Annotated in this window: 14 protein-coding genes and 1 riboswitch; of the genes, 5 read left to right on the forward strand and 9 right to left on the reverse strand. The window is 51.6% G+C overall.

The annotated features are described in order from the left end of the window. Positions 1–35: 35 nt before the first annotated feature. The 5 genes from ACK5LI_RS09080 to prsT form a co-directional block, all read right to left on the reverse strand. Positions 36–959 (reverse strand): XrtA-associated tyrosine autokinase, encoded by a 924-nt coding sequence (locus ACK5LI_RS09080; protein ID WP_416948439.1) that lies wholly within the window; start codon positions 957–959, stop codon positions 36–38. Between the two features lie 98 nt (positions 960–1057). Further along, the gene (locus ACK5LI_RS09085) at positions 1058–2566 is read right to left on the reverse strand and encodes an XrtA system polysaccharide chain length determinant (protein WP_416948441.1); all 1509 of its coding nucleotides are present in this window, start codon (positions 2564–2566) and stop codon (positions 1058–1060) included. Between the two features lie 14 nt (positions 2567–2580). Next, entirely contained in the window at positions 2581–3396 is an 816-nt protein-coding gene (locus ACK5LI_RS09090) for a polysaccharide biosynthesis/export family protein (RefSeq protein ID WP_416948444.1), read from the reverse strand. After that, a complete protein-coding gene (locus tag ACK5LI_RS09095; RefSeq protein ID WP_416948446.1) occupies positions 3396–4739 on the reverse strand; it encodes a TIGR03013 family XrtA/PEP-CTERM system glycosyltransferase in 1344 nt (447 codons plus the stop codon). The genes ACK5LI_RS09090 and ACK5LI_RS09095 overlap by 1 nt, the downstream gene beginning before the upstream one ends. Positions 4740–4760: 21 nt before the next feature. Beyond that, positions 4761–7421, reverse strand: coding sequence for an XrtA/PEP-CTERM system TPR-repeat protein PrsT (prsT, locus tag ACK5LI_RS09100; protein ID WP_416948449.1), 2661 nt, complete (start codon positions 7419–7421; stop codon positions 4761–4763). A 366-nt stretch (positions 7422–7787) separates the two neighbouring features. Here prsT and ACK5LI_RS09105 point away from each other — a divergent pair, with 366 nt between their 5' ends. The 4 genes from ACK5LI_RS09105 to ACK5LI_RS09120 are packed head-to-tail and all read left to right on the forward strand — an operon-like array spanning position 7788 to position 11475. Continuing rightward, the gene (locus ACK5LI_RS09105) at positions 7788–8918 is read left to right on the forward strand and encodes an FtsX-like permease family protein (RefSeq protein WP_416948451.1); all 1131 of its coding nucleotides are present in this window, start codon (positions 7788–7790) and stop codon (positions 8916–8918) included. Positions 8919–8936: 18 nt separating this feature from the next. Further along, positions 8937–9638 carry an ABC transporter ATP-binding protein gene (locus ACK5LI_RS09110; RefSeq protein ID WP_416948453.1) on the forward strand — a complete coding sequence of 234 codons (702 nt, stop codon included), beginning with the start codon at positions 8937–8939 and terminating at the stop codon, positions 9636–9638. Next, the gene (locus ACK5LI_RS09115) at positions 9635–10726 is read left to right on the forward strand and encodes an HlyD family secretion protein (protein ID WP_416948455.1); all 1092 of its coding nucleotides are present in this window, start codon (positions 9635–9637) and stop codon (positions 10724–10726) included. The genes ACK5LI_RS09110 and ACK5LI_RS09115 overlap by 4 nt, the downstream gene beginning before the upstream one ends. Beyond that, the gene (locus ACK5LI_RS09120) at positions 10726–11475 is read left to right on the forward strand and encodes a CAAX prenyl protease-related protein (RefSeq protein ID WP_416948457.1); all 750 of its coding nucleotides are present in this window, start codon (positions 10726–10728) and stop codon (positions 11473–11475) included. The genes ACK5LI_RS09115 and ACK5LI_RS09120 overlap by 1 nt, the downstream gene beginning before the upstream one ends. 197 nt (positions 11476–11672) lie before the next feature. On the opposite strand, the gene ACK5LI_RS09125 is transcribed toward ACK5LI_RS09120, so the two are convergent. Further along, positions 11673–14819 carry a ThiF family adenylyltransferase gene (locus ACK5LI_RS09125; protein WP_416948459.1) on the reverse strand — a complete coding sequence of 1049 codons (3147 nt, stop codon included), beginning with the start codon at positions 14817–14819 and terminating at the stop codon, positions 11673–11675. A 215-nt stretch (positions 14820–15034) separates the two neighbouring features. Here ACK5LI_RS09125 and ACK5LI_RS09130 point away from each other — a divergent pair, with 215 nt between their 5' ends. After that, entirely contained in the window at positions 15035–15613 is a 579-nt protein-coding gene (locus ACK5LI_RS09130) for a PilZ domain-containing protein (RefSeq protein WP_416948462.1), read from the forward strand. A 330-nt stretch (positions 15614–15943) separates the two neighbouring features. On the opposite strand, the gene ACK5LI_RS09135 is transcribed toward ACK5LI_RS09130, so the two are convergent. The 3 genes from ACK5LI_RS09135 to ACK5LI_RS09145 all read right to left on the reverse strand — a co-directional run bounded on the left by ACK5LI_RS09135 (position 15944) and on the right by ACK5LI_RS09145 (position 19400). Next, entirely contained in the window at positions 15944–17497 is a 1554-nt protein-coding gene (locus ACK5LI_RS09135) for a sigma 54-interacting transcriptional regulator (protein ID WP_416948464.1), read from the reverse strand. Positions 17498–17531: 34 nt separating this feature from the next. Further along, a riboswitch (cyclic di-GMP riboswitch) is annotated at positions 17532–17604 on the reverse strand. A gap of 249 nt (positions 17605–17853) precedes the next feature. Continuing rightward, complete coding sequence (locus tag ACK5LI_RS09140) at positions 17854–18834, reverse strand: patatin-like phospholipase family protein (RefSeq protein WP_416948466.1); 981 nt, start codon at positions 18832–18834, stop codon at positions 17854–17856. A gap of 56 nt (positions 18835–18890) precedes the next feature. Continuing rightward, entirely contained in the window at positions 18891–19400 is a 510-nt protein-coding gene (locus tag ACK5LI_RS09145) for a PilZ domain-containing protein (RefSeq protein ID WP_416948468.1), read from the reverse strand. Between the last annotated feature and the right edge of the window lie 116 nt (positions 19401–19516).

Consider the following 19516-nt stretch of genomic DNA (forward strand, 5'->3'; position numbering starts at 1 on the left):
TCAGACTCCGCAAAAGTTATCTGTCGCCCCTGAAACTAAGAGCTGGCACCGTACCCGTCGTATCCGTATCCATACCCTTTGCGTCTACCGGACTTCTGACTCGCGTTATTGTAGACAACGCCAAGCATGGTTGCTCCTTCCAGCGCCTCAAGCGCTTCGCGCAAGTCTTCCATGGTGGCTACATTTTCGCGGACAACCATAACAACACCGTCCACAACACGGCTGAGAACGCGTGTTTCCGAAAAAGGCAGCACAGGCGGCGTATCGATTATGATGTACCTGTCGGTGTAACGGTTCTTCATTTGCAGAAGCAGGTCCTGCATCATGGTAGAAGCAAACAGCTCACCGGGGTTTGAAACGGCTCTGCCCGCCGGCAGAAAAGACAGTCTGCCAAGCCCCGTAGGAACAAGTGCATCCGCAAGGTCCAAGCCGTCCAGCAGACATCCCGCCAGACCGGGAGCACGGGGCACCCCAAGCAGCTCGTGGCAGGTGGGTCGCCGCAAGTCTGCATCAATAAGCAGCACGGTGTGGTCAAATTCCTGTGCAAGGCTGATGGCAAGGTTTGTGGCGGTCAGGCTTTTCCCTTCTCCCGCCAGCGAGCTGCTGACCATCAGCATATTCTGAAAACCGTTCCGCTTTGTCAGCTTAACCAGCCGCTCTTTAAGCTTGCGGTATTCCTCGCTAAGACCGGATTGCATAGCCGTTGCCGTGACCAGCTTCGGGCTGAGCCTGACTCTGGCTTTTGCGGGAACAACAGAAGATGCTGCCTGCCCACTCGCAGGAGGGATAGCGTTCTGCAGGGAGTTCCCTTCAGGCTGACGGAGCAAGGCCTTCTCGTCCAGATCTGCAGGTGTCACGCCAGCCCTCTGATCGTCTTGGACGGTAGAGGTTTCTTTGCCCGCGCCTTCCTGCTGCTTATCTCTACGCGCTCTAGCAAGCGCCTGTTCGATTCTGCTCATCAGATTAGTTCCCCGAAAGTAGTCGCCTTATGCGAAAGTTCGTTGAAAAAAGCGACATAACAACGCGCTATCGTCCGCAACGCCCGATAGTTAATCCCTTAAAGCCATGATGAAATAGTAGTCCCGACACGGGACAGCGCGAGTTCCACATATGGCATCTGCATAAGCTCAGTTAAGGCAATGCTTATGACAACACAGCACCACGCCATGCCACACAGTGTCACACTGATACGCCTGCGCCACAAACGCCTGCTTTCAGCGACATCCGAAATGCTGGGCACAACAGCCATGACATGAAAGCCCATCTTGCGCAGTTCATCTGCCGACCGGATGCGCGGGTTTAAGAAATCAAAGATAAAAAGTACGCCAAACCCGATGCCCAACCCTCCGGCCATGCCAGCAAGAATAATCAGCCACCGCTTGGGGCTGACAGGAACTGACGGCAACACAGCAGGGTCAATTATTCTGAAATTGACAGCCTTGTCCTGCAACTCCATCTGCTTGGAAACTTCAGATTGACCGTATCTGCCCACAAGCTGCTCATAAATGAGAGACTCTTTCCGCCTTCTGTTTTCAAGCTCTGCCAGTTCGCTTGCAACAGAAGGAATTTCGCGCAGCAGTTTTTCGTTCTCTTCAATCTTTCCAAGAAGTTGAGCTTCCTGCTGCTCTACAGCTGAAAGTTCAACTTTGATACGCTGATATTCCGACGTGCCATAAATTGCGCGGCGCTCTTCTTCACTTTTGCGCGAAACTTCACGCTTAAGCCCTTCAATTTCCTGTTTGAGACGCACAACACGGGGGTGCTTTGCCGTATAACTGACAAACATGGCGGACAGTTCACGCTCAAGCGCCTCCAGCCTGTTGCGGAGCGGCGTATTACGCAGCATGACGCCGCGCTGGGCGAGCAGGTCAGTTTTGCGGATGCGCAGAATCTGCAACTCTTCCTGCGCACGTAAAATTTCCTGCCGCAAAGCCGGTTCACTCATGTTAAGGATCATGCCGCGGTCAGCTTTAAATGCGTCAATCTCTGACTGAGCAGCCTCAATCCGTTTACGGAAGACTTCAATCTGGTCAGCTAGAAAGCGGGTAGCCTCAAAAGACTCCTCGCGCTTATCCGAAGTACTGGCTTCTATGTACTGGCGGGTCAGTGTGTTAACAAAATCCCGGGCCCTCTCAGGGCTTGTGCTCTGGTACGCAATGGTAAACAACCCGCGCTTTTCATTCAGCCCGACGTTAACGTTACTTCGTACAGCAGCAATGCGCTCTTCCAGAGCGGCCCCCTGCAGCCCCAGATCCATATCAAGAGCGTTCATGACTCCGAGCAGTGATGAACGGCTCAGCAACGAAACCTGAAGAATACGGATTTTGGCATCCATTGAGGGGGTAATGGCAATGCCGCGCACAAGGTCGTTAATGACACTTTGCTCAATGGCAATGGTGCTTTTGGCTTCATAAACCTTAGGCAGTGAATACGCATAGGCAATCGCCAGCAGCATCACCAGTGAGGCAATAATCCAAAAGCTGAGTGCGTGCTCCCATACCAGATTCACATAACGCATTATGTCGAGGCCGCCACCGGCCTCGACATCATCCAGCACTTTATCCATGAAAACCCCGAAAACTAAAAGAAGCTTTTCTTCACAATTACATAGTCGCCCGGTTGCAACGCAAGGTTCTGGCTGAGATCGCCTTCGTTCACCAGATCACCGCCTTTGACGGGTATGGATTTTTTTACCTTACCTTCCTGCCGGACAATGACAGTGTTGTTACGGTCTGCAAACTTATTAAAGCTGCCGGCCGCAAGCAGAGCTTCAAGCACGCTGAGCCCTTCATGGTGCGGTATTGCCATCGGGCTGTTCACAGCGCCCATGACAAAGACATTCCTGTCTGCGCGGTAAGGAATATAAATTCTGTCGCCGGGAAGCAGTTCCACATCCTGACTGGTATCGCCTTTCACGAACAGTTCAGTAAAACCGGAAACAACCTGCTTACCACCGCGGGAAAGGTAGGCCTGATCAAAATCAGCAGTATCACCGGGCGCAAGCTGCGCAAGCAGTTCAAGCAATGTGGTGCTGCGTTCCAGAGGAACAACATTGGCCTGAACACCGGCACCGTGAATAGTCACGGCATTATTGCGCACGGCAGTCACGCTGACGGTGACAATAGGATTGCGGACAAGCTCGGACAGCTTCTTTGTCATTTCTGCAGTAAGCTGGGTCGGCGTCTTGCCCTGGGCCATCACATCTCCGATACCGGGTACGGTAATCCGGCCATCAGGACGCACTGCGATGGCTACGTTCAGATCAGACTCACCCCACACGTTAACCAGCAAACCGTCGCCGCTGCCGATGACATACTCATCCATGGCGGAAACTGCGGGAACAGCACAGGTTAAAACAACCACTGCCAACAATACGGAAAGTAAATTTCGTTTCACTATCGACCTCCCTTTCGGAAAAGAACTACTGCGATGGTATCTATCATGATACGCAAATCGAATATGATAGAATAGTTTTTTATATAATAAAGGTCGTATCGCAGTTTTTCGATAGCGTCGTCCTCACTGGCACCATAGGGATAGCGAACCTGTGCCCACCCTGTAACCCCCGGCTTCATGTAATGACGCTCGGAATAAAACGGGATCTGCCTGCGCAGAGTTTTTACAAACTCCGGCCTTTCAGGACGGGGGCCTACAAGGCTCATTTCGCCGCGGATGACGTTGATCAACTGTGGGATCTCGTCCAGCCGGCTGCGGCGCAAAAAGTTGCCAAGCTTTGTCACACGGGGATCATTTACAGATGCCCAGACAGCTCCGGTATTTTTTTCTGCATCAGAGCGCATGGAGCGGAATTTGAAAATCACAAACTCGCTTTCACCGGCTCCCACGCGAACCTGACGAAAAAAAACCGGTCCGGAAGAATCCATTTTAATAAGCAGAGCAAGAACAGGGAAAAAAGGAGCAAACAACAACAGCCCGATAGTAGAGAAAAGGATATCAATGAACCTTTTACCCACACGGCGCCACTGCGAAATCCTGAATCCCTGAGAAAAAATAAACCAACTGGGAGTAATATTTTCGATATACAGCCTCTTGTTGGCTTCTTCGTAGAAACTGGCGGCGTCGACCACTTCAATACCATTCATGCGGCAGCGAAGAATTTCATCCAGCGGGAATGCTCCCCGGCGCTCTGATAGCGAAACGACCATCTTGCGCACCTTGTTTTTACGAGCATAATCAAGCAGGCTCATACCTTTCAGTGCTTCAGAAATGTCGCCCCCATTGGCAGAACATTCAATAAACCCTTTCAGGCGATAGCGGCCACGACTTTCCAGAACCAGCGTACGCATGCTGTCTGCAAGGTCACCGTTACCCACAATCAAAACGCCCGGTGCCAGACCAGGAAAAAAGTCCCAATACCGGCGCACCATCACACCTCCGCAACGAAACAAAGCAAACCAGCCAAGAACCGCAACGGCCATGGCCTCCTGCTGTACAAAAACCCCGCCACTCAATCGCAGGCCAAGCAGAACAAGCGATGCAAGCAACAGGGCAGCAGCGGTGATCCGCAGAACGGCGACACCGCGTTGTCCCTGACCAGAATCCATCTTCTCAACAATAAAAGTGCAAGACAGAATAACTACAGCAAACAGAAGAGCATCTGACACCTGCGGCAACGCCGCGATACCGGAGCTACCCAGTGCGGGCAATGCGACAACTGAAATCGCAAGAACGAGCCACACAAGGTCCTGAACAAAGGTAGTAAACGTGTTGGAAGTCATAAGTCCCCCCTCCTCGTCAGGTTACCCTCCCAGCCTTTTCAGAAGTTTCCGGGCTTCCCCTGCCTCGGAAAATTCATCTTTGCCAAGAGCTATTTTTACTTCCTGCAACGCTTTTTCCGTGTTGCCGGAAGCCGCTAACGCTTTTGCAAAATGATAGCGAATGGCCGGATCGTCCGGCATCAGGGTGCTGGCGCGCTCAAGAACCCGCACGGCCTCTGCGGGTCGCCCTGCTGCCGTAAGGCACAAGCCGAGAGTGTCCATAACTTCGGGCCTGTCAGGCTGACGCACATATGCAGTCAGTGCCAACTGCAACGCACGGTTAACCGTAGCCTTATCCTGCACGTAGATCATGGACAGGTTATTCATCGCGATCGCATTGTTCGGATCACGCTGAAGTACATTTTCATACCCTTCTGCCGCTTCTTTAAGCCGGCCCTGCTGGTGTGCCAGTTCACTGGCGGCAATGCGGGCAGGGGCGTAATCAGGCGAAGCCTTCAGACAGGTGCGGATAAACGCTTCCGCTTTAGCGATATTATTCATACGCATGGCAACAGAAGCCTGCGCAATCAGCAGATCAGGCGTCTGGTACTGCTTGTAGGCACTATCAAGACGGGCAAGCGCATTTTCGGGCTGGCCCATTCTTTCCAGAGTGGCGGCTTCCTGCAGAGCCCCTTCGGGAGTCAGCGGAAGCAACTCTTCCAGAACCTTTGCCTGTTCAAGCGCAAGATCGAACTGTTTATTCACAGTATAAATGGTGAAGAGCCCCCGAGCCGCGGCAACAGGGTCAGTAGCAGCATATTCGTTATAAAGAGCTACCGCCTTTTCCACCTGTTTCTGCTGCAGATAAAAACCACTCAGCAGCGAAAGGTCACGTAACGACTTTGAGGCTGCATATGCATCTTCAAGCAAGGTACGTGCGTTATCTGTTTCGCCTTTGGACATCAGACGCGTGTACCAGACAGGAACGGCATCGGGGTCACCAAGTTCTTTGGCACGTGCAAGCCGCTTTTCGACTTCTTCGCTGTTGCCCAGAAGTTCATGGAGCACTGCAGATACAAGCACGAAACGAGCTGAGTCCGGCTTACGTTCAAGGTAGCGTTCAAGCTGGGCAAGAGCTTCTTCGTTGCGCCCCATTGCCGCATGCACGCGGCTTGCGGCCATATAGTTGTCGGCCATGTCAGGGTCTGCCTGCTGCCCTTTTTCCAAAGCAGCAAGCGCCTTATCTTCCTGCCTGCGCAGCAGATGCATGCGGGCCATATAGCTCCAGACAACAGCATCACGCGGTGTGTTGTTCAAGCCGCCCATAAGGACTTTTTCGGCCTCATCAAACCGGCCGCGCCCCATATTGAACTGAAAGAGCGCCACGCGGGCTTGCAGGTTGTCGGGAGAGGCGCTGACAGCACTTTCCAGATCGCCCTGAGCAAGATCAAGCTTGCCGGAATTAATATTAATGTAGCTTTTCTGCAGATGCGCTTCTGTCATACCGGGATCAAGGCGGGTAACCTCGTCAAGCTCAGTTGCTGCAAGCTCCATGTTGCCTTGAGCCAGAGCAACGGACGCCAGCAGGAAGTGTCCCCATACAAGATCCGGATTATTTTCTATAAGACGCCGCGCTTCCGCTGCTGCATCCTCAAGCCTGTTCTGGCGCAACAACGTAGCTGCCACCATACGGCGTGCTTCGGTATGACGGGGCTGCCTGTCCAGAACAACTCTGAACTGGCTGAGGGCGGTTTCCAGATCGCCCATATTCATCTGGGCAAGCCCGAGGCGATAAAAACCGTCCAGCGTAGGCCGCTGTGTCACGCTGCGCTGAAAAGCCTGTGCCGCAGTTTCGTAATCATTAGCGGCGTAAGCAATCATACCTTCCAGCATCAGGACATACGCATCGTCTCCAAACTCAGTGCGCATGGCGGAAGCGGTCTGGCGGGCTCCTTCAAGGTCACGCAGCTTCATCTTCTGCACACCTATAACGTAGCGTGCATACGCATCTTTATTATAATGCTTTGCCAGTTCGCGAAACGCGGCAATAATCTGTTCTGGCGTTCCGTCTATACGGCTGAGCTCTGCAGAAAGCAGCAGGGCGTTATAATCAACAGGATCAATCTTCAGTGCGTCGCCTACATACTTGCGTGCATCAGCAAGTCTCCCCATACTGGCGTACAGACGGGCAAGAGCAATATGGGCGGGAATACGCTCGGGATCAAGCGTGATTGAAGAGACCAGAGCTTCCTCTGCTCCGGGATTGTTGCCACCCATTGCAAGGGCAACACCTTTCAACTCTTCAGTTTCCGAAGTTTTTTCAGCAAGTCCTTCATACGCATTCACATGCTCAAGGACTTCTCTGCTTTTGCGCTGATCAACATACAGACGGGCAAGCTCAAGGCGCAGCTCGGGGTCGCCGGCATTCTGCCGCAGACACTTCTGAAAAGCAGTTTCCGCCTGTTCAGGCTTTCCGGCAGCAACATACGCTTTGCCAAGTGCCAGTCTGGCTTCGTAAAACTGGGGTTCTTTTTCCAGAGCGCTTTTAAAGAAGACAACTGCCCCCGAAGGATTGCCTTCCTCCATAAGCTTCTTCCCTTCTGCAAGAAAGTCCTCACTGGTCTCTCCAGAACACCCGGACAGGCCTAATGTAATGACCACCAGCACAACAGCAAGAGTACGAAAATAATAAGGGAAACTCATTCACTCCCCCCCTAGGTGAGTATAGACTGACGCAGCAGTAAAACTTCAATAAATAACGTTCTGGCTATATAAAGCCAGAATCGTGCCACCCACTATGAGTCACAGCAGAAGCCTGATTTCACAGCCGTTAAAGGCTTTGGTACGGCAGTATGAATTTGCCATACTCTCAAGTTCAGTACGGAAAAACAAGACTAGTCTTGAAAAAGGAGACCCCTCCACAAACACGCCGAAAGTGCATACAATAATTATTGCCTGTACGTTACATTGGCGTTTAGAATGGCCTCAATACTATAATTGTGCCTTTATGTCAGCATCTGAGTATGGATTTTGTCGCAACGTGTACAATTTTACGGAGAATAACCTGTAATGATTACATTAATAGCTTTCCGCAATTTATTCCATGACAGGGTGCGTCTGATCGTCACCCTGACTGGTATTGTCTTTGCGGTGGTGCTGGTAACCATACAGGCTGGATTATTCCTGGGGTTTGTCACCACCATTTCCGGTGTAGTTGACAACAGCGGTGCGGATATATGGGTAACGTCCAAGGGAGTGAAGACATTTGATATTGCCATGCCTATGCCGGAATCAAAGTTGCAGGAAGTGATGACTGTTTCGGGGGTTGAAAAAGCCGGACGCATGGTTGTTGACTTCTCGTTTTGGAAAAAACCCGGCGGCGGGCAGGAATCCATAGAAATTGTGGCATATGACGTGGACACCGGACTGGGGGGCCCGTGGAATCTTGTCCGCGGCACAGCCAGCAGGCTGGATGCTGATGATGCCGTCATCATGGACTCTTTGTACATGCAGAAGCTAGGCGTTGGCAGCATGGGACAGGAAGTGGAAATTGCAGACAGCAGAGCCCGTGTAATGGGATTTACACAAGGTATCCGTTCGTTCACCACTTCACCATATATATTCACGGCATACCAGAACGGCCATCGCTACTCGCGCTTTGGACCGGGCCAGATTACATACGTGCTGGCCAGCGCTGAAAAAGGTGTATCTCCGCAGAATCTGCGTCAAGAAATAGCGAAGCATGTCAGCAACGTGGATGTATTTACTACTGCCGAATTCAGCCTCACCACGCGGGAATACTGGATGCTCAGCACGGGCGCGGGCGCGGCACTGGTAGTAGCTGCGTTTCTGGGGCTTATTGTCGGTATGGTTGTTGTTGCGCAGACGTTATACGCAACAACAATGGACCACCTGCCCGAATTTGCCACGCTGAAAGCCATGGGGGCACCTGACGGGTATATTTTACGCATATTACTTGTGCAGGCCCTTATAAGCGCCGTGCTTGGGTATGCGCTCGGCATGAGCCTGTGTCTGCTCATTGTCACGGTTACAGCGACAAGCGATGTATCCATCCTGCTGCCGTGGCAGCTTGCCACAGGCATGTTCTGCATGACGTTGCTTATGTGTACTTCAGCTTCGGTCATATCTATCCGCAAAGTCATGCGTATTGACCCCGCTGTAGTATTTAAAGGCCGTTAACAATAAAAAGGAACGATAATGACGGATGTGGCAATCTCCATACGAGGCGTTTCCAAAGCCTTTGGTGCGGGTGATAATGTTCACTATGCACTGCGGAATATTGACCTTGACATCCGTCATCGCGAAATTCTCATGCTTATGGGCCCTTCAGGAAGCGGCAAAACCACACTGCTTTCCATTATGGGCGGCATCCTGACTCCCACGTCTGGTGACATTGCAGTTGACGGTGTTTCCATGAGCAAGCTGAGCCAGCGGCAGCTCGCACAGGTACGCCTCAGCAGCATCGGTTTTATTTTTCAGGAATATAACCTGTTCCCCACGCTGGACTGCATCGGCAATTTGCTGGTGGCTCTGGATCTGCGGGGCATACGCGGAACCAAGGCGAAAGCCATAGCCATGCAACGCCTTGAAGATGTAGGCATGAGCGATAAGGCCGCGGAGTATCCGGCCAAGCTGAGCGGCGGACAAAAGCAACGTCTGGCCATAGCGCGGGCACTGGCAGGAGATCCGCGAGTGCTATTGGCTGACGAACCCACCGCAGCTCTGGACTCTGAAAACGGACTTCGGATTATGGCACTGTTACAGGCACTGGCCCGCGAACACGGCAGGGCTGTAGTAATAGTTACGCACGATAACCGCATCACCCGTTTTGCAGACAGAGTTGTCAGAATAGAAGACGGCAGACTGCACACTGCCCGGACGCCCGAGGAGGCATCATGAAGCAGTTAAGTATCATCGTATTGCTGCTTGCGCTGGCCGGCGGGGCGTATTTCTTTCTAAAAGACCGCCTTGATCAGAACAAGGCTGCCTCGTTGCAGGTCACCCCTGCTGCTGAACAGGTAGAAGCCCGCCCTGCAAGCAGGGCGGTGGCGCCGGGAGTGGTAGAGCCTGTATCCGAGGAACGTAAGCTGGGGTTTGAGGTCAACGGAGTCGTCGATTCCGTTATGGTTTCAGAAGGACAACATATCGAAGCCGGTACTCTGCTCGCCAAGCTGCGGGACGAAGAGCAGCAGGCTGCTCTGGAGGCCGCAGAAGCGGAATCCGCCGCAGCACAGGCAGAGTATGACAAACTTGTCCGCGGTGCGCGTCCCGCAGAAAAAAGCGAAGCATGGGCAGCTGTTCGCAGCGCACGGGCCATCCGCGATCAGGCATATAAAGAAGCAAAGCGCCGTGAACAACTGGCAGAGCAAAAGCACATAGCGCCGGAAGAGGCGGACCGTGCGTGGAAAGACTACCGCGTTGCCGCAGAACAGTACGAAGAAGCCCGTCAGCGTTTCGTGCTGGTTGAAGACATGTTCCGCAAAGAAGACATTGCGAAAGCCTCGTACCAGTTGCAAAGCGCCAATGCCCGTGTACGCGAAGCCGAAGCAGCACTGGCCAAAACACGCCTGCGTGCACCTGTCTCAGGAACGGTACTGCGTATCGACCGTAAAGCCGGCGAAGTTTTCTCGCTTTTTTACGACAGTCCTGTAATCACTATCGGCGATATCGCCACGCTTAATGTACGTGTTGAGGTGGATGAAAAAGACGTTGCCCGTGTCAAACCGGGGCAATCCGCCTATATCGTGGCAGACGCCTACGGCCAAACGCACTTCACAGGAAAAGTTACACGCATAGAGCTGCTCATGGGCAAGAAGCACACCCGCACAGGGGATCCATCGGAACACATGGACAGACGGGTGCGTGAAGTGCTGATCACTCTTGACGGCACTCCTCCCTTGATCAGCGGGCTGCGTGTTGACGCCTACATCGACACCGGTAAAACCAGAGAAGAGGCAGCAGGCGCTGCAAGGGGAACCATACAATAATGAACGAGCCGGAAACGGAACTGCAAACCGCACCCGTTAAAGAGCGTCCGCAGCCCGCAATGGCCCTGATGCTTCCGCGGGTGCTTCCCTTTGCGTGTTATATGGGCTTTATCGGTCTGCGTGAGCTTCTTTCCCTTATTCCGGCTATGCAGCATCAGCTGGCACAACTGGCATCATACATGTACCCGCTGCAAGCTCTTATTGTGACAGCGGCCCTATGCTATGCCCTGCCGCGGTGTCCGGAATTCTCATTGCGTGATTTGGGGCTGCGGGGCCAAAAAGGACTCAATACTTTTTTTGCAATAGCCACCGGTCTGGTTGTCTTTGCTTTCTGGATTCAACTGGACCAGCCGTGGGCCCGTATCGGAACACCTCCCGGTTTTTCTCCGGATATCGCCCCCGCAGGCTGGCAGCGTGACAGCCTGCTTCTGATACGCCTGCTAGGAGCCGCTTTGATGGTTCCGGTTATGGAGGAGCTGTTCTGGCGTTCGTTCATTTACCGGTATGTTACCAATCCGGCCTTCACCAAGGTCGCCATCGGCGTATTTCATTGGCCTGCGTTTGCAGCCACCGCAGTACTCTTCGGTCTTGAGCACCACCTTGTCGTAGCCGGTATTCTGGCGGGCATCTCATATAACATTGTGCTCATACGTACCAGAAGCATCGCGCAGTGCACGTTGGCTCATGTCGTAACTAACGGAGTTCTTGGTGTATGGGTCATTGCCACAGAATCATGGGGATTCTGGTAAGCGGACCAGCCTGCATTTCCTGCCGGTTCGTCTTTACTTAAGCCCTTTATACTGTACGCAGCCCCGAACAGTTACCCTACCGGACTATCCCCTTGCCAGCCCCTTTAAAAGGCTGGCTGCGAGGCAAACCATTCTCACGCAAAAAAGCCGCCCTGCATAACACAAGGCGGCTTTACATTTTATTTCAGGATGTCCGTTTATTTCTTCAGCAACTCATGCAAAGATTTGCGGAACGTACGGTGCGTTACTCTTTTCATCTTGCCGGTACGGAACATCATCAACGGGATGGCCGCATCAGGCAACTTGAATACCTTACGAATGGCGGCATCTGCCTCTTCAAGTAACTGCACATGTTCAGGGTCAAACGCGTCCGGCCCTTCCAGCCGAATACGCAGATGCAACAGTGTCAGCGCTGCCAGCGGCTGGACAGAATAGCCCATATATTCCAGCGCGCACCACAGTCTGTTAAAAACGCGTCCTGCTTCGACAAACGTCTTTTCTTCAGTATCAGGAATGCTCAGCAAACCTATGCCGCCGGAATGCATCACGGAAAGCCTGCCGAAAGTGGGGATGATTGCGGCAAGTTTCTTGTACTTCAGCAGCTTCTCCATCCGGCTCCATGGCTTAATAAAACGCATAAACAGCTCGCCTGCCACCCCTACCTGAAGGTTCTTCAACGGAAGGCCATCACCGTATGGTCCCTGCTGAGGCTCAAACCGAATATACTTCATAAGGTATTCATGCAGGTCCTTACGCTCAACACGCACCCTGTCCGCCTTGAACACTGCTTCAGCCAGAACAGGATAGTCTTCCAACCCTGAAAGCGGTTCACCTTTCAGCACGTTATCGAGTATCATCCTTCTCTTACGCCGTTTGGCAAGACGTTTTTCTTTCTCAATCTTTTTCTTTATAGCCACAACTTCCGCCACAGTTAATACAACGTCTGAGTTGCCTGCCGTGGCGTCTCCGGTTCGAGCAGAAGCATTTTTGTTGTCAGGGGAATCTTCAGGAAGCTTTTCCTCATCTACAAAATAATAATCCTGTGATGCCCACGCAAACATCGTCGGCAAAGAAACCATAGATTCCAGCCTGCTCCATACCTCATCAGGAACAGGCTCGACCGATAAAGGCTGCCGGTTGGTGCACCTGCGCCACAATGACGATTCGGCAATTTCAAACATAGGCACACCGCGCGGCTCCAGCTTGATTTCAGCCACGCAGTCCGGTTCTTTGTCTTCCGGTTCAAGGGTAATATTGCAATGCAGCCCTATCGCTCCTGCGGCGTATTCCATATTCTCCACAACTGCACCGCAAGACATCAGAGTTGCCACCTGAGCTACATTGAAAAATGAGTTATCAGCTTCTCTGTCTGCAAAAACTTCAATAGAATTTTCGCCGATACGGAACTTCCACGGCTGGACGTTGTCCCCCGAGGGTGCCTGCATGCCTGCACGAATGATGAATTCAAAGGCTTCCTGCGAAATCAGTTCTCCGGCTTTACACATATCCGGCTGGTCAGGTTCGGCAGCGCCCGTTGGCTCCGGTGGGTAGAAAAAGGCTTTTGCGATGGCAAGCTTCATCTTCTGAAGAGGCGACTTCAAGCCGTAAAAAAGCCTGCTCTTCACCAGCTTACCTGTGCTCGGATCAAACTGTGTAAACTGAGGCACTGCCCGGGTCGGCTTTTTGCCAAGCACCACTTTCACAGCCTCTGTGGCTGCCATGCCGGTGCAGATGCGGCATGCGATATCCATCGACGGGCCGCGCTTGCCACGCATATCAACAAAACGGCGGTCAAGATATTTAACGTGAGTTGGACGGGGGGCCAGCCCCAAAGCGAAGTGGAAGAGCATATCTTCCATTTTCATGCCGTCATGAATGTCAAAGTAATCATCAAAGTTTTTACCACCCGGCATAAACACCAGCAACGCACTGGAGTATCCCATAGGGCCGGCGGTAATAACGGGAATGCCCTTTTCAAGAGCCATGTTAAAAAGCTTTCTGCGTATATCCAGTGCAAAAAAGTCGATGCCGTCCACAACCACGTCAACATCTTCAAGAAATTCTTCCAGATTTTCGTCGTTGATCCCCTTCGGAAAGGTTTTCAACTCAAGATACGGGTTGATACCCAGCGCATATTCCACCATCACGTCCAGCTTTTCTCTGCCGAAAGCTGAAACAGTGGCCCCGTATTGCCTGTTCACGTTAACCGGTGAAAAGGAGTCAAACTCCGCCAGATTAAACTTGCCAAAACCTGTCCGCGCCAATGTGACCAGATGTTCTCCGCCCACACCGCCAAGCCCCGCAATTGCAACACGCGAATTCAGCAGCTTGCGCTGTTCGGCATATTCAAGCAGCCCGAGATTCCTGCAAAAAGCCGTATCCGTGTAAACGTCACGGTCTTCCAGTTTCATATTCTGCAGCATAATAGCAGGCGTTCTGACCTGCCCTGTCTTATCCTTGCGGATTCCTCCATGCTCATTGAATAAAGCTTGATGGTAAACCCTCTCAAGGTAATCACGCTGTTCGTCTTCCAAAGAATCCAGCACCTCAGGACGGGCCCGCAACAGATGGTTTGCGGCATACGGGCTGAGCGGACTGTTTTTAGTAACAGAATCAGGACCAAACGAAGGCTTTGCTCCGGGAAGAATAGTATTAGTGACTACAAAAAAGTGGTGCAGGTTAGTCTCAAAATCTTCCTCACCGTGTGGCACGCCGTATTCTTCTTTCAGTGAATCTTTGATGGCGCGAACGTCAATTCTGAGCGCGACAGCAGGAGCACCTACCTTTTCATAAAACCGCTCTTCGCCATAAGGCTTGAACAGCATGAGGTTGGTGTAAAAACGCACATGCTTCGGGTTGACCATTACAACCAGATCGTCCGCACCTGACAGTTCGGCATAGCGCATGATGGCTTTAGCAAGAAAAACCATCATGTTTGACCATCTGCGCCGCCGCTGTGTTACCAGTGCGCCCACCTCCACAACGTTACGGTCGGCCTGACGCAGCTCGTCAATTTTATCTTTAAATACCGCGTCAATAGGCAGGCCAAACTCAGGTGTGTCAGGAATATAGGTTACGGTACTGAGCACCTCAAGATAGCTTTTAAATATAAAAACTGCGGTCTTGGGCAGCAGACTCCATGCATTGAAAAACAGCCCGGAAGGGTGTTCCTGCGTGTACCCTGCACGGCGGTACTCATCATATACAAGACCGAAGGCGCCGGAGTACTCTTCAAGCGTTTCTGCAACCTTAATGGCCGGTTTATCCAGATCGCCAAGCTTGCAATCCAGCAAAGAAGATCGCTTGATTCGAATAGTTCTACGTCTGTCTTTTCCTTCCAGCATAAGCACTCTCCGGTCTGGCGGTTAGAAACGCGGCAATGCGTCGGGCCATACAGAATAAATTGAATAAACCATATCAGTACAAGCAGGCAGGACAACAATACGTCAAACAAATATAACGCAACATATCACAGCAGCATACTTCATTGGCACAATTGTCGCAAAGATTTACTATTAAGCCAGCTAACCTTTTCGCTTATCCTGACGCACGGGGCATCATGAGCAAAACAACTTCACAATTCTCGGTACAGCTTGATTCTGCTTCAGTAAAAATTCTTGAGGGAATCTCCGAAACTATCGGGTGCACTCCCGAAAAGCTTGCGGCAGATATCATCCGGTCACACCTGAGCTCATATCAACACCCTGCTGAGCGGTCTGACAGAAGCAAACGTCTGTCACCCAGAAAATCTGTAAATATCACCGCTGCTATCAGTGTTCCCTGTGAAGATAACGTTCTCAGCTACCGCAAAGTCATCATCACAGATGTATCCCTTGGCGGTCTTGGCGGCGAAGTTACAGTTGAATACGAGGCACTTGGAAAAGCACTGGGTGCTGCAAAAACATTCGATATTCTGTTCGCCCTTCCTGGGACACAAGACTTACTCAGCTTTGAATGCCACCTGTCCCACAGCCGCATTAACGGCACATGCCGTTTCGGAGGAGCATTCATCGCCCCCTCAGGGTCTTCATTGAACAAACTCCTTGAACTTCTTGCCTCGCCCTGCACCGCCAACGATCACGACTCTACACAGTGTCGACAAAGGCAACACCTGTCGGTTTATCAAACAGATTCATAAGTCGCTTTTTCTGCATATATCTCAACCCGTCATGCGCATGATTATGCTATAAGCATTGCCTGAGGCCAAAATCATCGTACACAGGGCAAAAGCAAGGCATATGGTAACCAAATAGACCTTCAAGGTTCATGCCTAATATGGGAATTATCAAACACATTTTTCACTAGATAATCATTTTTCATGCCGGATTTTCCCTGCTGGAACAACTACGTAAAAAAGCACCCGAGGGTGCTTTTTTCACTATAGCCGTTCTTCCGGCAGGTAGAACAAAATACATCCCAAAACAGCTTTCCGGTTACATGCCTGCAATGAGTGTAACCTGACAGAGGACTAGTCAAGAATATTATGTTTACGATATAATTCATAAAGGCGTGCGCGGGAAAGGTTTGATACACGACAGGCCGTTTTCACATCTTGCCCTGTCACTTTCCGCAAAACGATCAGATAGTCCTTTTCAAACGAATCGGTAACCTCGCGTTTAGCCTCACGGAAAGATCCTAACGACCTAAGATGCGCCATACCCTTCTCATCATCTGCTGCGAAACATTCCGAGCAATGCGCAGCAACAGAAGCTGCAACTTCCCCCTCTGAAAACGGCTCGTTAGCCTCCGCAACAGAAACAACAAGCTGCTGTCGAGAAGCAAAAACTGTATTTTCTCTCATCACCGGAATAGCACCATGCGACGATGCGGGACAGTGAGGTCTGTCGTTGTTGCTGTAATACGACCGCACGAGACGTGCATGAAGCTGAGGAGGCAGATGTTCTGTATAGATAACCTCTTCCTCTGACGACATGGCAAAAGCGCTCTCAACCATGTTTACCAGCTCGCGTACATTTCCCGGCCAGTCATACGCTTTGAGCTTATCCAGAAACTCTGTGGACAGGCGTTTATCAGGCAATCCCGACTTACGGCATTGCTCTTTCACAACATGCTTCGCAATATGTAAAACGTCTTCACCGCGGTCCCGCAAAGGGGGCAAGGTAATTTTAAGCGTACGTAACCTGTACAACAAATCGCTACGGAACAATCCTTGTTCAACCATTTGCTGCAAGTTGCGGTTTGTCGCTGCAACTAATCTGAAATCACTGGAAATTTCTTTTCCGCCACCTACGGGGCGGAACCTGCGCTCCTGTAACACTCTCAGAAACTTTTTTTGCACAGAAAGAGGCAGCTCGCCTACTTCATCCAGAAACAACGTTCCGCCATCGGCATGTTTTACCAGACCGACCCTGTTACCGTCTGCACCGGTAAACGCTCCGCGCGAGTAACCGAACAAAAGACTCTCTACCAGCGTTTCCGGCAAAGAAGCACAATCAACGGTAACAAGCTGCCCGTCCACACGCGGGCTGAGTTTATGGATAGCTTTGGCAAAAAGTTCTTTTCCGGTGCCTGTTTCACCTTCCAGCAACACACTGACATCGGAAGCGCGGGAGCGCATTATCAGATTAAAACAAGAGAGGATTTTGGAAGAATTGCCCACAATACCGAAACGGTAAGGAGCCGCGCGACCTGCACCGGAAGCTTCGCGCACATATCCCATACGCCCCAGAAGAGTACGGATGGCACGAGGCGCGGAATGTTTTTCCATGTAGTTGAGGGCGCCTTCCAGCAATGCAAGTTCACCCAGCAGAGGGTCCCCTTTATCGGTGACAACCACCACTTCCGGAGAAGAAGCCAGCCGCTTGAAAGAGGCCACGCTGTGGTGTACCTCGGAAGCAAAGCTATCTTCCAGTATTACCAGATCAATGGGGCTCAGGCGGCACTTATCCAGACATTCAGCAACAGACCCTGCAACAGCAAGCTGGTGCCCGTCCGGTGCAAGTTCTGTTTCCAGAACTTTTATAAATTCCGGCTGCCTGTCGACAATCATGACGTTCGCCATCACATCCCCCTCAGAAAACGGCATCGGCATGAACCGAGGCAGCCCGGCTATCTGTGAGTAGACCCGTGGCTTTCCGCCCTGCTTATGGCAGGTTGGCCTGTATCTCGGCTTGCGGGAAAGCAGTCCCGCATACAATAAACTACAAATAATATGGTGCTGAAAATACAGCGCATCCCCAGTAAGTCAATGAGGGCAATCCCGCATTTACAGACAGTCTGATATTACCAGACTCTGGCGGGATTAGGCAAGCTGCGCGTTGTGGGAAGGGAGCCTGACACAAGCAATAGGGACTCATGAACACTCTAACAGAGCTTGTTTACTTACTATTATAACAATGACAGGAAAAAATGCACAATCTACTTCTGCCGTAGTATTTTTTCAAAATAGAGCTCCGCCCCTTTCTCACCGCTATCTATCAGGCGGGCTACCATATCTTTACTGATTGAAAAATCTGTAGTCCGGACCCCTAATGCTTCAATAAATACGGTCCGCTTCCAATCTGCTTCAGAAAGGAACGAACTGCATGAAACATCCGTCATAAACCCGATGATAGAACGCAGGTAGGCCCCGAATCCTTCAATATTGCCAGCAGGATGTTGCATCCTCGCTTCTTCATTGTCGCGGGTTTCCACCATAAAACCAAGCGTCGAAGGATTAAATACTTCGCCCGGAACGCCTCCCCCCATCATAAAGCCGGGAGACTCTGCCCCTTCAGGCGGCTTTGAGCCATTCATAAATTTTCTCTGATCAAACAGACTTATGGGGTAGTTCCATGTCACGCTTCCGTCGACCAGAAGGTCGCCGCGGCTTCCGCGCATGGCTTTGAAAAAAAGAGGAATGCCCATTGAGATGCGTACAGCTTCCCACACAGGCAGTTCAGGAGTGGAATCTGCATCGAACAGTTCCGGCGATTGCAAAGTCAGGTTGGCACCAACTACAGTCAGGTCGCGATATTTTTCCGGCTGTGCGATAGCACGTTCACGCAGTTCGCCAAAGGTCAGTTGCGCATTGCCGGTAAGTACCTGTACATTTGACCGGACCCAGCGGCCCAGCACATCTCCTTTAAACCAGCCGTACTCTGTCAGTAGTCGCCTTATATCTCCACCAATCCATCCGGAAGTATCCATAAAGCGCTTAAAAGGCGTTCGCAGCACAATTTCCGCCATATCAGCAGGCGAAGCACCCAAGGCAAGAAAAGCAGCTGCCATAGCACCTGATGAAGCACCGGCAACCCGCCTGACAGGCAAGAGCAGTCCGTGGCGCTCCAAAACTTTCAGCGCACCGGCGTAGGCCACTCCTTTCACGCCGCCGCCCTTGAATACAAGATTGGTGTACACAGGCCGCTCCTTGCCAAAAATAAAACAATATCGCGTCGAAAAAGCTTACATCAATGTTACACCGTTCCAGCAGTTGCGGCTATTGTATTCTCCACAAAAGTATGCAGGCCAGCCATACTGTCCCATTCCGCGGCCACCAATTGTGCGCCGATATGCTGATGCACGCCCGCAGTATGCCTTAGGACCCTGCAGTGCAACAATACCGGCCTATTATTACCCGGCAAAGAGAACACCAGATCAAACACATCACCTTCTTTCAATGATGCGCCCCCTCCGTCATTCCTGCCAAGGTCGGGTTTCACACTTAATAGCACACCACCCAGCGATACATCTTCCACTGCAGCATGGGCAGTGGTTTCGCCGTCATACAACCGCATGCGGCCCCTTACGCCGACAGCAATTCGCGGAAATCTTCTGCGGTCTTCCATTGTCTGATTACTTTCGGCATCAACAGCATGTTGTATGGTCCGCGCCATCCAGGCAGGCGGGCTTAGCCCTTGCCTGCCGGCCGCTTTTTGCACCGCCCCCACCAGTTCGTCAGGTAAATCAAGACAAATTCTCCTCATGACTCACCCCCACGATTGGTTTAAGTTTTGCACTTTCTCTAATGTGGCCCGATAACAGTGTCTGCAAAGGACTTCTAATAGATAATACTGCCATTTTCATGCCAGATGGGGGGATG

The organism is Oleidesulfovibrio sp., assembly GCF_047973035.1.
In the GTDB taxonomy this organism is placed as follows: Bacteria; Desulfobacterota; Desulfovibrionia; order Desulfovibrionales; family Desulfovibrionaceae; genus Oleidesulfovibrio.